The sequence below is a fragment of the Nocardia sp. NPDC050413 genome, from assembly GCF_040655475.1.
Taxonomy (GTDB): domain Bacteria; phylum Actinomycetota; class Actinomycetes; order Mycobacteriales; family Mycobacteriaceae; genus Nocardia; species Nocardia coubleae.
The window spans coordinates 408718-422979 of record NZ_JBFAJZ010000003.1 but is presented as its reverse complement, the minus strand read 5'-3'; the positions used below and the strand labels follow the sequence as shown (position 1 = coordinate 422979).

Below are 14262 nucleotides of genomic sequence, written 5' to 3'. Positions count from 1 at the left end.
GGTGCGGACCGAGTCGGAATTCGAGACGAAGCGAAGGTGCGAAAGTGATCCGTCGGCACACCCGGCGTCGTGGCCTCCGAGCCGCGGCGATGATCGCGGCAACGGCAGTGGCCGCCGGACTGTTGTCCGGCCTCGGCATCGCACCGGCTTCGGCCGACCCGATCATCGATTCCAAGAGCCTGCTCGCCAACCCGGTCTCCGAAGACGGTTCCAAGATCGTCAAGGCCGAGGTGAAGGATTCGCGCAGCCTGCGGCTGCACGTGTACTCGGCGGCCATGGACCAGAACATCATCGTCGACGTGCAGCGTCCCGCCGACGCCTCGGTCCCGCGCCCCACCCTGTACCTGCTCAACGGTGCGGGCGGTGGCGAGGATTCGGCGTCCTGGGTCGCCAAGACCGACGCGCTGGAATTCCTGTCGGACAAGAACGTCAACGTGATCCAGCCGATCGGTGGCTCCTGGAGCTACTACACCGACTGGATCAAGGACGACCCGGTCGTCGGCCGCAACAAGTGGAAGACCTTCTTCACCGAGGAACTGCCCCCGCTCGTCGACGGCGCGCTCGGCACCAACGGAGTGAACGCCATCGCGGGTCTGTCGACCTCCGGCACCACCGTTCTCGCGCTGCCGATCGCCAAGCCCGGCCTGTACAAGGCGGCCGCGGCCTACAGTGGCTGCGCGCAGACCTCCGACCCGGTCGGTTCGGAATTCGTGAAGCTCACGGTCGAGACCTGGGGCGGCGGCGACACCATGAACATGTGGGGCCCGCAGGGCTCCGAGGAATGGGTCAAGAACGACCCGTACGTGAACGCCGAAGGCCTGCGCGGCGTGGAACTCTACGTCTCCACCGGCAACGGCCTGCCCGGACCGTACGACACCCTCGACGGCCCCTACGCGCTGCCTGGTGCCTACGGTCTGGCCAACCAGATCGTCATCGGCGGCATCATCGAGGCGGGCACCAACTACTGCACCAATAACCTGGCCAACCGGCTGAAAGAGCTGAACATCCCGGCCACCTTCAACTTCCGTCCCAACGGCACCCACTCGTGGGGCTACTGGCAGGACGAGCTGAAGCTGTCGTGGCCGACGCTGGCCCGGGGCCTCGGCCTCTAAGTTCCCCACGATTCCACCCGAACCGTCCCGCTCGCACCGTCGCGAGCGGGACGGTTCGCGTTTGCCCGACTTCGTCACGCCGTTTGCGAATTGTGGTTAACTTAGGTTGACTGGTCCAGCGCCGTGGCCGGACGGCGCCGAGCCGTCGACGACGGTTCGCGCAACGGGAAGTGAGCAACGTACATGGTCGCCGATCGCAGGGAGTCCCACCGCGGCCCCGAGCAGGCGACCGCGCAGGCCAAGGTGGTCCGCCGCAGGCCCAAGGACCGCAAGATGCAGATCATGCGCGCCGCCGCAAGGGCGTTCAGCGCGCGCGGCTACTACCCGGTCGGCGTCGACGAGATCGCGGCCGAGGTCGGCATCTCCGGGCCCGCGCTCTACCGGCACTTCGCCAACAAATACGCACTGCTCGTCGCCGCCGCCGAAGAGGGTGCGCGTGGGCTGCGCGATGTGGCGAAAGCGGCCGATGACCCGGCGCTGAGCCCGCACGACCGCCTCCACGCGCTACTCACCGCCGTGGCCGAGCACAATATCGACATCCGGCGCGAAGCCGGTCTGTACCGCTGGGAACGTCGTTACCTCGAGCGCGAGGACCGCGTCCGCATCCGCGCGTTCTACCGGGAACTCGAGGCGATGGTCGCCACGCCCATCGCGGAACTGCGACCCGACGCGAGCCCCGAGGACATCACGCTGCTCGCCGTCGGCGCACTCAGCGCCCTGGCGAGCATCGCCGCGCACCGCACCACACTCTCGCATTCGCGCATGCTCGCCCTGCAGCTCGACATGGCCTGGTCCATCGTGCGCGCCGACCTGCCGCCCGCACCGGCGCCGGCCGAGCCGGACAAGCAGAATCGCGGGCTGCCGGTGACATCGAAACGTGAACAGCTGCTCACCGAGGCGATCCGCATCTTCGGCCGCAACGGCTACCACGAGTCGGGTATCGAGGAGATCGGCGCCGCCGTCGGCATCAACGCCTCCAGCGTGTACCGCCACTTCGACAGCAAAGCCGACCTGCTCGCCGCGGCCTTCCACCGCGCGGGCGACCGCCTCGCCGTGGGGATCAGCGAAGCGCTCGCGCAGTCGAACGACCGCGCCGACGCCGCCCGCCGCATCGCCGACGAGCACGCCCGCCTCACCTTCGCGACGCCGGAGATCATGCCGGTGTACTACGCCGAATTCAGCAATCTGCCCCAGGCCGAACAGCATCGGCTGCGCGCGATCCAGCGCCAGAACATCCTCGAATGGGCCAACCTGCTCGACGGCGACCCGATCGAGGCGCGGTTCCGGGTGCACGCCGCGATCGGTCAGATCATCGATGTGGGCAGGCTGCTGCGCTTCGACTCCCGGCCCGAACAGCTCGCCCGGCTCGGCGCGCTCACCGGTGCGGTGCTGCTCGGCGGTCAGTCAGCGCCCGTGGCGTAACCGGAACGCCGCCTTGGCCAGGCGCAGATGTCCCGGCCTGCGATCGAACGTCGACAGGCGCACCGGCGCGCGGAAACGCCTGCGCGCGATCGACATCGTCCGGCTGAATTCCTGCAAACCCTGCTGACCGTGGCTGTGCCCCTGCCCGTATTCGCCGACCCCGCCGAACGGCAGGGCCGGGATACCGGTGAACGCGGTCGACGAATTCACCGTCACCACACCGACTTTCAGCTGGGCGGCGATGAACTCGGCGCTGACGATATCGCGGGTGAACACGGTGACGGCGATGCCGTTGCCCGCCGCGTTCACCCGGGTCACCGCGTCGGCCAGATCCGACACCCGGTTCACCACCAGCACCGGGCCGATGCCCTCGCCGGTGATCGCGATGCTCTCCTCCGGCACCTCGGCGAGCACGATCGGCTCCACATACGGGTCGCGGAAGGAGTCGAGTCCGCCGAGCACCGCGTGCCCGCCGCGGGCGATGGCATCGCGCACCTGGGAGCGCACCACGTCGACCTGGTCGGCGTTGATCATCGGGCCGTAGGCGGCGCGGTTGTCCGCGCCCGGCCGCAGCTTGGCAGCCCGGTCGGCGGCGCGGGCGAGGAAATCGTCGAAGACCGAGTCGGCGACATAGCAGCGCTGGATACCCGAGGCGTTCTGACCGGAATTGGCCATGGCCCCGAACACGGCGGCCTCGGCGGCTTCGTCGAGGGCGGCGTCGACGTGCACGATCATGCTGCCCTTGCCGCTGTGCTCGACGACCACCGGCGTGAGCGAGCGCGCACACTGCGCGATCACCTCGCGGCCACCGGCCTCGGGACCGGCGTAGGCGATCTTGTCCACCTCCGCGCCGCACAGCGCGGTCGCGGTGCGCGCGTCGCCCGTCACGGCCTGCAGCACCGGATAATCGGGTACCACGCGCGACCAGCTCGCGGCCAGCCACAGGCCGACGCCGGTGGTGATCTCGTGCGGTTTGAACACCACCGTGTTCCCCGCGGCCATGGCGTAGGCGATGGATCCCATCGGCGTGAACACCGGGTTGTTCCACGCACCGAGCACGCCGACCACACCGAGCGGCAGATAGCCCACCGAGGCGTATTGATTGCGGGTGAACCAGCCCGAGCGCAATCGTTTGCGGCCGAGTGCGCGTTCGGCATTACGGGCGGCCCAATCCAGATTCTCCACCGCGAGCATCACCTCGAGCGCGGCATCGGCCTCCGGTTTCCCCGTCTCGTTGCGCAGGATCTCGACCAATTCGCCACTGCGCCGGGCGATATGGCTTCGCCAATCCAGCAGCAGGCTGCGGCGTTCACCGAAATCCAGTTCCCCCCACCAGTTCTGTGTCGCCCTCGCGGTGCGGACCGCGCGCGTGACCTCGGCGCCGCCCTGCACCGGATATTGCGCGAGCTGTTCGCCGGTGCGCGGATCGAACGACATCAGCAGATCGGTACGGCCCGGCAATGCGGCGGCCGATTCGGCCATGGTCACCTCCCTCTACCCGGATGCCAGGGTATGGGCGTGTCGTCGCGGCGACAAGGAATCGGACCGAATCTCCCCGGGCCTGCTGGAGTACCGACCCGGAAAATCTCCGGACCGGTAACATCGCGCCGAACGGTATGGATCACTTACCGGGAAGAAAATTCCGTGGCGCGCACCCGTTCGATCGGCGCCGCCGCGGCCGATGGTGGAGAGTTGATGCCGAGTTCTATCTCAGTGGATTCGCCCGTGGGTGGCGTCGCGTCGCACGGCGGTGAGCCCGCGGTGCTCGTTTCCGACGTGCGCAAATCCTTCGGCGACGTGCACGCGCTGCAAGGCATCAGTTTCCAGGCCGAGAAGGCCAGCGTGCTCGGCATCCTCGGGCCCAACGGCGCGGGCAAGACCACCACGGTCAAGATCCTGTCCACGCTGCTGCGCCCCGACTCCGGCACCGCCGTCGTCGCCGGGCACGACGTGCTCACCGACGCCGCGGGCGTGCGCCGCTCGATCATGATGACCGGCCAGTACGCCGCGCTCGACGAGAACCTCACCGGACGCGAGAACCTCGAACTGTTCGGTCGCCTGATGGGCCTGACCAAGTCGGCCGCCCGCAAGCGCGCCGAGGTGCTGCTCGAGGAATTCGACCTGGTCAGCGCCGGTAAACGGGCCGTGCGCAACTACTCGGGCGGTATGCGTCGCCGCGTCGACATCGCCTGCGGGCTGGTGGTCCGCCCCGAGGTGGTGTTCCTCGACGAACCGACCACCGGGCTCGACCCGCGCAGCCGTCAGGGCGTGTGGGACCTGGTGACGGCGCTGAAGAACCAGGGCATCACGGTGCTGCTCACCACGCAGTACCTCGAAGAAGCCGACGTGCTCAGCGACAACATCATCGTCATCGACAAGGGCACCGTCATCGCCGAAGGCACCGCCGATCAGCTCAAGGCCAAGACCGGCGGCAGCTACTGCGAGATCATCCCGCTCGACCTCAGCCGCATCGCGGCCGCCGTCCAGGCCCTCGGTGACCTGGTCCCGGCCGCCGTCGCCGCCGAGATCGCGGGCGCCGACAAGCTGTCCATCCCCGCACCCGACGGCGCGGCCACCCTCGCCGAGGCGCTGCGCAGGCTCGACAACGCGGGCATCGAACTGGCCGACATCGCCCTGCGCCGCCCCTCTCTCGACGACGTGTTCCTGTCGATCACCGGTCATTCGGGCGGCCACTAGTGAGCGTATCCACCCCTGCGGCGAAGGAGCTCTTCGCCGACCTACCCCAGGTGCACCAGAGCAGTTTCGCGCAGTGGCGCGCGCTGACCGGTCGCATCGTGCGGACCATGGCGACCAAGGGCGAACTGATCGTCGCCGTGCTCACCCCGCTGGTGGTGACCGTCGCGTTCTACCTGCCGTTGCGCTACGTGATGAAGGTGCAGGGCATCGACTACGCGCAGTACGTGATGCCCATCATCGTGCTGCAGACCATGGCGATGACCATGATGTCGAACGCCCAGCTCGCGGCGTTCGAGGCGCTCACCGGGTTGAGTACCCGGCTGCAGACCATGCCGATCGGGTCGCTGGTTCCGCTGATGTCGCGGATCTGCGCCGGTCTGGTGCGTTCGCTGGTCTCGCTGGTCGCGACCGTCGGCTACGGGTACCTGATCGGATTCCGGTTCACCGGCGGCGTGGTGCAGGCACTGGCGTTCTGCGGGTTCGCGCTCGCGGTCGGCGTTGTACTCACCCTCGGCGCCGACGCGCTGGGCAGCCTCACCAAGAACCCCGAGGCGCTGAGCCAGGCACTCACGCTGCCGATCCTGATCTTCGGCATGATGTCGACCGGCTTCGTGCCCGAGAACAGTTTCCCCACCTGGGCGCGCGGGTTCGCCCGCAACCAGCCGATCTCGCAGTTCGCGCAGACCCTCAGCGATATGGCCGCCGGTCAGCTGTCGTGGGCGGGCACCTGGGTGTCGCTGGTGTGGCTCGGCGTCGCGGCAGTTGTATTCCTCCCACTGGCGGTGTGGGCGAGTGTGAGGCGATCATGACGACAACGGAAACGGCGGCCCAGCTGCCGGTGGTGCACGCCAAGCCGGAGAGCGCGGTGTCGGTGTGGTTCAGCCACAGCCTCATCCAGACCAAACGACTGCTGATGGTGTGGTTGCGCGACCCGTCTACCACCATCCAGACAATCGCCTACCCGGCCGTGACGCTGCTGATGTTCCGCATCGTCCTCGGCGACTCCATCACCGCAGCCACCGGCACACCCAGCATCTACGGCCAGGCCGCGCTGCTCACCCTCGTCGCGGCGATGACCGGTGCGGTGGTCAGCGCGCTCGGCTTCAAACGCGAGAAGGCCTCGGGCCTGCTCAGCCGCTTCTACACGATGCCGCTGAACAAGGCGTCGCTGCTCACCGGGCGCCTGATCGCGGAGGCGTTGCGCATCCTCATCACCACGGTGATCGTGCTGCTCGTCGCCGTACCGCTGGGCTTCCTGTTCATGGAAGACCCGCTGACCAATATCGCGCTGGTCTGCGTTCCGATCCTGTTCGGGCTCGGCTTCGCGGTGATGGTGACGGCGCTGGCGACGATCACCGAGGGCGTGATGCTCATCAGCCTGATCGGCATCCTCAACACCCTGCTGATGTTCTTCAACACCGGCTTCGTCCCGATCATCGCCTACCCCACCTGGTTGCAGACCGTGGTCGCGAACCAGCCGATGAGCTGTGCGATCGACGCGATGAAGGGCCTGTCCTACGGCGGTCCCGTCGCGGACCCGCTGCTCAAGACAGTCCTGTGGACGGTGGGGATGATCGCGGTGTTCGCCTACCCGGCCATCCGCGGCTACAAGAAGGCCGCCGAGACCGCGTAGTTCTGTGGAAGGCCGCGCCGTTGCAACGGCGCGGCCCTTCTCATGCCGGTTCCGCGAACGGGTAGTCGACCCAGCGGTTGCGGTTGGTCCAGCCGACCAGGTCGTAGCGCCAGCGGAACGGCCAGGTGTGGGCGACAGTGTTGAACAGCACCGCGCCGAGGGCGGTGTAGTCGTCGTGGGCCGACAGCAGCGCGCGCTGGCCGCGTTCGGACTCGGTGAAGAACGCTTCGAACATGGCGATCGACTGGTCGGTGGTGAGTCGGCCCAGGCCCCACAGACCGCGCATCCGCATCCAGTACACCGCCCGCGCCTGCCACGGCCACAGCGCCTCGACGGGGTCGGTGCCCTGTTGCACGGCCGAGACGGCGGTGTCGATGAGGGCCAGGGAATCGCCCACGCTGTAGCCCGTGCACGGGTGCATCATGCCGCCGCGGGAACCGAACGGGATCGCCGCCGCGGCGCCCTTCTTCGGTGGCGGCTGGTCGAGCGGGTAGTGGGCGGCCTCGTGCGGTTCGTCGCCGGTGAGCCGAATGCCGTGGGCGGCAAGACGATTCAATGTCCGCTTGCGCAGTTCGTGCTGGGGCATACCGCCGCGCAGGCCGAGGCTCGTCTCTTCGAAGATGACGGTTCCGTCGCCGAGCGGCACCGCGTACAGGAACGACGGCGGCTCGTCCGGGCCCGCACCGTTCTCCGGTCGCCAGTCCAGCAGCAGACCCTCGCCGTCACCGACCATCGGCGCCGCGGTCTCGGCATCGACGAAGATCCCGTGCGCCGACGCCGCCCGCCGCTTGCCGAGCGTCGGCAGCCCGCGGGTGTCGAACACCGTGCCCGCCGAGATCACCGTCCCGTCGGCCAGCTCCACCTCGTGCTGGTCCACCCGCCCGGCCCGCTGCGCGAACACCGTCGCGTCATCGATCGCGAGCGCAGCGTGCAACCCCGCCTTCGACAGCACACAGTAGGCCCGCTCGATCCGATGCTCGGTCTTGGTCCACACCGTCGGCGCCGCGATCCGCTGCGCGATAGCGCTCTCCGGCAACCAGCCCGGCAACTCGTCCACCCAGCACGAGAACGTCGGCGGAAACAACCGCTCCGGCCGCGGATCCACCGCCGCCACCCGCAACCCGGCCACCGCAGCCCGATGCGCCAACCCCCGCCCAGCCGGCCCCAACCCGACCACGCAAATATCGAACTCCCGCACACTCACCCCCGCATTCAATCCACACCCCACACCCCGGCGCAACCACCGCGCGCCGTGGTCAGATAACACCATGAGCAATCAGGGGGAGCCGACGCCCGGGCACGCCGCTGCGATCGCAGCGATTCTTACCGTGGTCGTCGCAGGATGCTGCGGTGTCTTCGTGCTGCTGAGCGCGTTGCTTCTGACGGACTACGAGCAAGGACTCGGCGATACCTCGGGCGCCGCAGTGGCGGTGGCGGTGGTGATAGAGGTGCCGATCCTCGTCTGGCTGGCCGGCGCGATCCTGCTCATGTTCCGGCGTCGACTCGGGCGCTGGATCGTGGGGATCGGTGCGGGGGCCGGTCTGCTCGCCACGGTCTCGACCGCGGTGACCGTCGATCCGGAATCCCGACCGTGGGTCGCGGCAGCCATCGTGATCTTCGGCCTGATCCTGGGCCTCACCGTCAGCAACTCGACAGGACGATGGGTCGCCCACCCGGCGCTACCGCGGCTCGGCAGCAAGCCGCGCTAGTGTCCGGTCGACGACACGCGAGGTGCGACGAGTGCTGCCGGGTCGATACGAATGGCTTTGCCTGCCAGGTCGATCGCGATGGGATGTGAGTCCTCGGCGACGAGTTCGTAGTGTTCGGCGACCAACGTGTAGGCAGTGACCGATATCGGCTCTTCGAGATCGACGAGCCAGTAGTTCTCGATGCCTGCTTCCGCGTATTCGGCGAACTTGGTGACACGGTCGGTGCGGCGCGTTCCGGGCGACAGGATCTCGACGGCGAGGGTGACCTCGTCCGGCGTCCAGCGCGCCACCGCCTCGGCGAGGGCAGGGACTACGCAGAGGTCGGGTACCCGGACCGTCGCAGGCGGCCGGGCGTCTATGACGACTTCGACTTCGCCGAGAGGTTCGAGTTCCGGGGGGAGCTGTCGCTCGAGCTGCCAGGCCAGACGGGTGATAACGCGCTGATGAATCGAGGTCGGACGTGGCGACACGACGAGTACCCCCTCCACGAGCTCGTATGTCCGGCTGTTGTCCTCGGCGCGCGCGTCCCAATCGGCCAAGGTCAGCAGGTGGTCCGGCCAAGGTGTGGTCATGTGTCACCTCCTCCGTCCGTGCTGCTCCAGTCTGCCACGCCGCCCGGCTCACTCGGCGTCTACGACGTGGGCTGGTCGTCAGTCCTCGAGGGCGAGGGCCTGGCGGATGGTGAGGCGGCCCTGGGTTTGCATGAGGGAGCGGCGGTAGATCTTTTCGGCCACGATGACGACGGCGTAGGTGGCGGCGACCATCAGCGCCAGGGCGATGAGGGGTTCCCACCAGGCCGCCGTGCCCTCGGCCAGGCGGCTCGGCATGGCGATGATCGAGGTGATCGGGAGGTAGGAAGCGACGACGCGGCCGGTTCCGGTGAGGAAGATGCCCGCGAACAGCACGATCATGATCAGCATCGACAGGGGAGTGGCGGTGGACTGCAGGTCCTCGCTGCGCGTCGACAACGAGCCTGCCACCGCCCACAGGCTGGCCAGGGCCAGGAAGCCGACGACGAAGAACACGATGAACCAGCCCGCGGCACCGGCGATCGGACCCAGCTGATCGGCCTTGCCGAGGAACACCAACCCGCCCAGCCCGGCGCCGACGAACAGCACGAGCTGCCCGAAGGCCAGCACCGCATTGCCGACCACCTTGCCGATCAGCAACTGCCGCAACGGAATCGCGCTCGCCAGGATCTCCACGATCCGGTTCTGCTTCTCCTCGACCACACTCTGCGCGATCGACATCCCGAACAGAATCGACGCGAGATAGAAGAGGAAGGCGAAGACCAACGCCACGATCTTGGCCAGGCCAGGATCGATCGCGCTCTTGTCCAGCAACGTGTAGCTCACCTGCGCGCCACGGGTGAGGTCGTCCATGGTTGCCCCGAAATCGGCGGCATTGCGCTGCAAGGCCAGTTGCTGTGCGGCGGCGGTGATGTAGGTGGTCGCGTCGTCGTTCTCGGCGGAATAGCCGATGAGTTCCCACCCGTCGGGCGTGGGAACGAGACCGGCCTCCACGCCATCGTCGCGAACGCTCTGCTCGACCTCGGCTCGGTCGGTCACCTGGTACCCGCGGAAGCTGAGGTCGGTGCCCGACCGGGCCGCCAGCTCGTTGGCCAGGCTCAGCACTTCGCCCGCGCCGCTCCCGGTGGCGACGATGTCGACCCGTTCGGGCCTGCTGCCGAGAAACCCGCTCACGGCGACCGAGGCGATGATCGCCACGATGGTCACCACTGTCGAGATCACGAAATTGCGATCCCGCAGCTTCACCACGATCTCGCGAGCCGAAACGATCCGCCACACCCCGTTCACGCCGCACCTCCTCGGCACGCGGCGATCACGCGATCCGCTGACTCCAGCCGCCTCACGCCGTCACCTCCCGGTAGATCTCGGCAACGGTCGGCCTGACCTCGGTGAACTCACGCACCGATCCGCGCGACAACGCCTCTTTCAAAATGGCGTCGGTCTCCGACGCCTCGAAAACCGCACGCCCACCGTCTATTTCAGCGGATCGAATCCCGGGATGGGACCGTAACCACTCCGCGTCACCGTCGACGACGAGCCGATATCGCAACCCGCCGGCGGAGCGAAGCTCGTCGACCGAGCCCTGCCCGACCACCCGCCCCGAGGACAGAATGACGAGCCGGTCGCACAACCGCTCGACCAGATCGAGCTGATGCGAAGAGAACAGCACGGGCACACCCTTCGCCGCGTACTCCCGCAACAACTCGACCATCGAGTCGACGGCCAGCGGGTCCAGCCCGGAGAACGGTTCGTCGAGAATCAGCGCCGACGGCTCCGCGATCACCGCGGCCGCGATCTGCACCCGCTGCTGATTGCCGAGCGACAGCGACTCGAGCTTGTCCTTGGCCCGGTCGGCCAAACCGAACCGGTCGAGCAGGCCGAGCGCACGGGTCTTGGCCTCCTCGGCGGGCACAGCACGCAAGCGTGCGAGGTAGACGAGCTGATCGAGCACCGGTTGTTTGGGGTAGAGCCCGCGTTCCTCCGGCATGTACCCGAAGGAGCGGCGATCCAGCGCCGTGACCGGTCGCCCGTCCCAGCGCACCTCGCCGGCCTGCACGGCGAGCACGCCCATGATCATCCGCATGGTCGTGGTCTTGCCCGCCCCGTTCCCACCGACGAACCCGGTGAGCACCCCCGGCGCCACCGTGAACGACACGTCGTCGACCGCGACCTTGTCGCCGAACCGGCGGACCACATGCGCGACTTCCAGCATCGAACCTCCCCGTCTGTAGCCGTGATCACAACCGTACCGGCCCAACGGATTACCGGGGCGTGACCCAGGTGGTGATCTCGGCGCGCACCACCTCGACGCCGTCCTTGTCGAAGATCGACACCGGCACCGTCAGCTCGCGCCCTTCGGTGATCGCCGCGAAATCGGGGATCTCGGCCAGCTTCGCGACCGCGCGCAACCCCGACTCGGCCTTCGCCAGGTACTGCACATTCATGCCCTTGGGGATCCAGCGATGGGTGGTCGGCACCGTCGCCTCGCTCAGCATGCCCATCGCCACCTCGGCCAGATTGCACGCGGCGATGGCGTGGAAGGTGCCGAGATGATTGTGGATGCCGAACCATTTCGGCGAGGTCACCTCGCACAGCCCGGGCTCGAGCCGCACCACTTGCGGCAGCACCGTGCCGAAGTAGGGGACCCGGGCCACCATCCCGAGTGAGAACAGCGCGTGCCCGATGCGGTTGTCGGGCAGCTTCTTCCAGCCGCGGTACGTCGCGGTTTCCTGTGCCATCCCCGTATCTTACTCAAAAGTAAGATAAGCGGGAAGCCCACCTGACCAGCGCCGGTGACCCGCCAGCTACCATGGTCGAGCACAGTCCGATCAGTGACCGATGCCTCATGCCCCCCGATTTGAAGAGCTTTGTCGGCATGGTGCATACTGTTCGGGTTGCCTTGCGCAGGATCGTCGCCCTTCGGGGCCGACGGGTCGAGCAGGGCAGGCAGCAGTTGTGTATCCCACCGGTTCGCCGGTGTGGATACGTTCGGGACCACGTTGTAGCAAAAAGGGCGACACGCCCGACCGCGTGGACCGGAGAACCATGACAGATGAACAGCGGCGAGGACTGGGCGGTGCCCGGTGGCGATCTCGAAACCTCACGTGTGTTCGGGCTGTGCAAATGAGGGTGGTGCGGGAGCTTGCTCCTGTGACCACGAAGGAAAGCGGAGAAAAGGACACTTAGCGTGGCGGGACAAAAGATCCGCATCAGGCTCAAGGCCTATGACCACGAGGCGATCGATGCGTCTGCGCGCAAGATCGTGGAGACGGTGACCCGCACCGGCGCCCGTGTGGTCGGGCCTGTGCCGTTGCCCACCGAGAAGAACGTGTACTGCGTCATCCGTTCGCCGCACAAGTACAAGGACTCGCGCGAACACTTCGAGATGCGTACACACAAGCGCCTCATCGACATCCTCGACCCGACGCCGAAGACGGTCGACGCGCTCATGCGCATCGACCTGCCGGCCAGCGTCGACGTCAACATTCAGTGACGGGGACTCGAGATATGACTGACAACAAGAACCGGCCCGCAGCCGGCATCCTGGGCACCAAGCTCGGCATGACCCAGGTCTTCGACGAGAAGAACCGCGTCGTCCCGGTCACCGTCATCAAGGCGGGCCCGAACGTGGTCACCCAGATCCGCACCGTGGAGCGCGACGGCTACTCGGCCGTCCAGATCGCTTTCGGCGCCATCGACCCGCGCAAGGTGAACAAGCCGGTTTCCGGCCAGTTCGCCAAGGCCGGTGTCACCCCGCGCCGCCACGTCACCGAGATCCGCGTCGCGGATGCCTCCACCTTCGAGGTCGGCCAGGAGCTTTCCGCCGACGTCTTCGAAGAGGGCACCTACGTCGACGTGACCGGAATCAGCAAGGGCAAGGGCTTCGCAGGCACCATGAAGCGTCACGGCTTCAAGGGCCAGGGCGCCTCGCACGGTGCGCAGGCTGTGCACCGCCGCCCGGGTTCCATCGGTGGCTGTGCCACTCCCGGCCGCGTGTTCAAGGGCATGCGCATGTCGGGCCGTATGGGTAACGACCGCGTGACCACGCAGAACCTGTCGGTTCACAAGGTCGACGCCGAGAACGGCCTGCTCCTGGTCAAGGGTGCCATCCCCGGCCGCAAGGGCAACGTCGTGATCGTCAAGAGCGCCGTGAAGGGTGGTGCGCACGCATGACCAGCCTCGAGAAGAAGGCCAACCTGACGCTGACCGTTAAGGCTGCAGGCGGCAAGACCGAAGGCACCGTCGACCTCCCCGCGGAGATCTTCGACGTGACCGCCAACGTCGCGCTGATGCACCAGGTCGTCATCGCGCAGCTGGCCGCCGCTCGCCAGGGCACCCACGCCACGAAGACTCGTGGCCAGGTCTCCGGTGGTGGCAAGAAGCCTTACCGCCAGAAGGGCACCGGCCGCGCCCGCCAGGGTTCGACCCGTGCGCCGCAGTTCGCCGGCGGTGGCACCGTCCACGGCCCGCAGCCGCGCGACTACAGCCAGCGGACCCCCAAGAAGATGAAGGCCGCCGCCCTGCGCGGTGCCCTGTCCGACCGGGCCCGCAACGAGCGCATCCACGTGATCACCGAACTGGTCTCGGGTCAGACCCCGTCGACCAAGGCCGCGAAGAGCTTCCTGTCCGAGCTGTCGGACCGCAAGAAGTTCCTCGTCGTCGTCGGTCGCGAGGACGTCGCCGCGTGGAAGAGCGTGGCGAACCTGCAGAACGTGCTGCCGATCGCCCCGGATCAGCTCAACACCTACGACGTCCTCAACAGCGACGAACTGGTGTTCAGCGTCGAGGCCCTGAACGCGTTCGTTCACGGTCCCGCCGAGGCGGCCCAGGAGGAGAGCAAGTGAGCACCATCGCCGACCCCCGCGACATCCTGCTCGCACCGGTCATCTCGGAGAAGTCCTACGGACTGATCGAGGAAGGTACCTACACCTTCCTGGTGCACCCGGATTCGAACAAGACGCAGATCAAGATCGCCGTCGAGAAGGTTTTCGGCGTCAAGGTCACCAGCGTCAACACCGCCAACCGTCAGGGCAAGCGCAAGCGGACCCGCTTCGGTTACGGCAAGCGCAAGGACACCAAGCGCGCGCTCGTGACCATCTCGGCCGACAGCAAGCCCATCGAGATCTTCGGAGGACCGGTCGCGTAAGCGGCTGGCGATC

16 protein-coding genes are annotated in these 14262 nt (G+C 67.4%); 10 read left to right on the top strand and 6 right to left on the bottom strand.

What is annotated here, in order from left to right; all coding sequences use genetic code 11:
• Positions 1-89 precede the first annotated feature (89 nt).
• Positions 90-1112 carry an alpha/beta hydrolase family protein gene (locus AB0I19_RS11700; protein WP_357147739.1) on the top strand — a complete coding sequence of 341 codons (1023 nt, stop codon included), beginning with the start codon at positions 90-92 and terminating at the stop codon, positions 1110-1112.
• A 183-nt stretch (positions 1113-1295) separates the two neighbouring features.
• Positions 1296-2534 (top strand): TetR/AcrR family transcriptional regulator, encoded by a 1239-nt coding sequence (locus tag AB0I19_RS11695; RefSeq protein WP_357147454.1) that lies wholly within the window; start codon positions 1296-1298, stop codon positions 2532-2534.
• Here the strand turns inward: AB0I19_RS11695 and AB0I19_RS11690 are convergent.
• Positions 2517-4016, bottom strand: a complete 1500-nt coding sequence (locus AB0I19_RS11690; RefSeq protein ID WP_067491229.1) for an aldehyde dehydrogenase family protein — start codon at positions 4014-4016, stop codon at positions 2517-2519. The two genes, AB0I19_RS11695 and AB0I19_RS11690, sit on opposite strands and share 18 nt — an antisense overlap.
• Positions 4017-4229: 213 nt before the next feature.
• Between AB0I19_RS11690 and AB0I19_RS11685 the strand changes: the two genes are divergently transcribed.
• Genes AB0I19_RS11685 through AB0I19_RS11675 form a run of 3 tightly spaced genes read left to right on the top strand, consistent with a single transcriptional unit; the run spans position 4230 to position 6864 of the window.
• Positions 4230-5231 carry a daunorubicin/doxorubicin resistance ABC transporter ATP-binding protein DrrA gene (locus tag AB0I19_RS11685; RefSeq protein WP_067491227.1) on the top strand — a complete coding sequence of 334 codons (1002 nt, stop codon included), beginning with the start codon at positions 4230-4232 and terminating at the stop codon, positions 5229-5231.
• Positions 5231-6040 carry an ABC transporter permease gene (locus tag AB0I19_RS11680; RefSeq protein ID WP_357147452.1) on the top strand — a complete coding sequence of 270 codons (810 nt, stop codon included), beginning with the start codon at positions 5231-5233 and terminating at the stop codon, positions 6038-6040. Before AB0I19_RS11685 ends, AB0I19_RS11680 begins: the two co-directional genes overlap by 1 nt.
• Positions 6037-6864, top strand: a complete 828-nt coding sequence (locus AB0I19_RS11675) for an ABC transporter permease (RefSeq protein WP_357147449.1) — start codon at positions 6037-6039, stop codon at positions 6862-6864. The genes AB0I19_RS11680 and AB0I19_RS11675 overlap by 4 nt, the downstream gene beginning before the upstream one ends.
• A 40-nt stretch (positions 6865-6904) precedes the next feature.
• On the opposite strand, the gene AB0I19_RS11670 is transcribed toward AB0I19_RS11675, so the two are convergent.
• On the bottom strand, positions 6905-8068 hold the full coding sequence (locus AB0I19_RS11670) for a lycopene cyclase family protein (RefSeq protein ID WP_357147447.1): 1164 nt from the start codon (positions 8066-8068) through the stop codon (positions 6905-6907).
• A gap of 64 nt (positions 8069-8132) precedes the next feature.
• Between AB0I19_RS11670 and AB0I19_RS11665 the strand changes: the two genes are divergently transcribed.
• Positions 8133-8573 carry a hypothetical protein gene (locus AB0I19_RS11665; protein ID WP_357147444.1) on the top strand — a complete coding sequence of 147 codons (441 nt, stop codon included), beginning with the start codon at positions 8133-8135 and terminating at the stop codon, positions 8571-8573.
• Here AB0I19_RS11665 and AB0I19_RS11660 read toward each other — a convergent pair.
• The 4 genes from AB0I19_RS11660 to AB0I19_RS11645 all read right to left on the bottom strand — a co-directional run bounded on the left by AB0I19_RS11660 (position 8570) and on the right by AB0I19_RS11645 (position 11841).
• Complete coding sequence (locus AB0I19_RS11660; RefSeq protein WP_357147441.1) at positions 8570-9145, bottom strand: Uma2 family endonuclease; 576 nt, start codon at positions 9143-9145, stop codon at positions 8570-8572. The genes AB0I19_RS11665 and AB0I19_RS11660 overlap by 4 nt on opposite strands.
• Before the next feature lie 78 nt (positions 9146-9223).
• On the bottom strand, positions 9224-10390 hold the full coding sequence (locus AB0I19_RS11655) for an ABC transporter permease (protein WP_357147439.1): 1167 nt from the start codon (positions 10388-10390) through the stop codon (positions 9224-9226).
• A 52-nt stretch (positions 10391-10442) separates the two neighbouring features.
• Positions 10443-11315 carry an ATP-binding cassette domain-containing protein gene (locus tag AB0I19_RS11650; RefSeq protein ID WP_357147437.1) on the bottom strand — a complete coding sequence of 291 codons (873 nt, stop codon included), beginning with the start codon at positions 11313-11315 and terminating at the stop codon, positions 10443-10445.
• A gap of 49 nt (positions 11316-11364) precedes the next feature.
• Positions 11365-11841, bottom strand: coding sequence for a hotdog fold domain-containing protein (locus tag AB0I19_RS11645; protein WP_067641056.1), 477 nt, complete (start codon positions 11839-11841; stop codon positions 11365-11367).
• A 449-nt stretch (positions 11842-12290) separates the two neighbouring features.
• Here AB0I19_RS11645 and rpsJ point away from each other — a divergent pair, with 449 nt between their 5' ends.
• Genes rpsJ through rplW form a run of 4 tightly spaced genes read left to right on the top strand, consistent with a single transcriptional unit; the run spans position 12291 to position 14249 of the window.
• Complete coding sequence (gene rpsJ / locus AB0I19_RS11640; protein WP_003938093.1) at positions 12291-12596, top strand: 30S ribosomal protein S10; 306 nt, start codon at positions 12291-12293, stop codon at positions 12594-12596.
• A 14-nt stretch (positions 12597-12610) separates the two neighbouring features.
• Complete coding sequence (gene rplC / locus AB0I19_RS11635) at positions 12611-13276, top strand: 50S ribosomal protein L3 (RefSeq protein WP_067491154.1); 666 nt, start codon at positions 12611-12613, stop codon at positions 13274-13276.
• Positions 13273-13947: a 50S ribosomal protein L4 gene (gene rplD / locus AB0I19_RS11630; RefSeq protein WP_067491153.1), complete on the top strand. Its 675-nt coding sequence runs from the start codon at positions 13273-13275 to the stop codon at positions 13945-13947. The genes rplC and rplD overlap by 4 nt, the downstream gene beginning before the upstream one ends.
• Positions 13944-14249, top strand: a complete 306-nt coding sequence (rplW, locus tag AB0I19_RS11625; protein WP_019045018.1) for a 50S ribosomal protein L23 — start codon at positions 13944-13946, stop codon at positions 14247-14249. The genes rplD and rplW overlap by 4 nt, the downstream gene beginning before the upstream one ends.
• Positions 14250-14262 lie beyond the last annotated feature (13 nt).